The following is a 1046-nucleotide window of genomic DNA, read 5'->3' as shown; positions in this document are numbered from 1 at the left end:
CTCCGCCACCTTTCATTGTTGTTTGATTTGAATGGGCTGCTTTGAGCGGCCTTTTTCAATTTAATTCATGGCTTTAAGTGGCTTTGACGTTTTTGTTGGATTTCTTTCGATGTCGCTCGTATCGTTTCATTGAGTGGTATGAAATGTGGTTTTTTAGAGATGGCGCTTTCTGGGAAACTGACAAAGAAACTCTTCGAGAATCTCGGCGCTGGGCGACATGGCGATGGCTTGTATCTGGTCGTTGATCCATCCGGCGCGCGCCGCTGGATTGTGCGAGTGGTGGTCAAAGGGCAGAAGAACAAAAATGGTGCGCCGTTGAGGACGGACTTTGGATTGGGTGGCGCGGACATTGTGACGCTCAATCAGGCGCGTGAGCGTGCACTCGAGTATCGGCTGATGGCGAAACAAGGCTTAAATCCGCGTTTCAATGCCCGCCAAGAGGTCCCGACTTTTGAAGAGGTGGCACAGCAGGTTCATATTGACCGCATGCCAACATGGAAAAACGCCAAACATGGGGCTCAGTGGATAAATACTCTTCGAGACTATGCCTTTCCCAAGATTGGGCGCATGCCTGTCGACAGCATTGATCAGCCTGAGGTGATGATGTGCCTTTCACCAATTTGGACCGAAAAGCACGAGACGGCGCGGCGTTTGTCACAACGGATTAAGATTGTGCTGGATGTCGCAAAATCAAAAGGATTCCGGTCCGGCGAAAATCCAGTCACGGCGATCAAAGATGCTCAGGTGTTGCCCTAGGTGAAGGCAAAACCCAAGCACCACATGGCGATGCGCTGGCAAGACGTTCCGGCGTTCTATGCGGATTTGAAAACCAAAAATGCGATGTCCGCCAAGGCTCTGATGTTTACATGTCTCACTGGATCAAGAACCGGCGAGGTTTTGGGTTTGCGCTGGGCGGAACTGGACTTCCAGGAGCGCCTTTGGATCTGTCCGGCTGCGCGGATGAAAACCAGCGAAGAACACCGTGTTCCGCTCACTGATGAGATGCTTGCCATTATTCGGCCGCTGCGAGACATGCAGTCTGAATA

General features: G+C 51.5%; 2 protein-coding genes. Both read left to right on the top strand.

Going from position 1 to position 1046, the window contains the following annotated elements:
* Window positions 1–159 precede the first annotated feature (159 nt).
* Entirely contained in the window at window positions 160–756 is a 597-nt protein-coding gene (locus tag J7413_RS20410; RefSeq protein WP_247743662.1) for an integrase arm-type DNA-binding domain-containing protein, read from the top strand.
* On the top strand, window positions 757–1046 hold a 290-nt coding region (locus J7413_RS20625), incomplete at its 3' end, for a tyrosine-type recombinase/integrase (protein WP_348538789.1).

It is taken from the genome of Shimia sp. R10_1 (assembly GCF_017744095.1).
Lineage (GTDB): Bacteria > Pseudomonadota > Alphaproteobacteria > Rhodobacterales > Rhodobacteraceae > Shimia.
The sequence above is the reverse complement of the archived record's forward strand: the minus strand, read 5'-3'. Positions and strand labels throughout refer to the sequence as shown.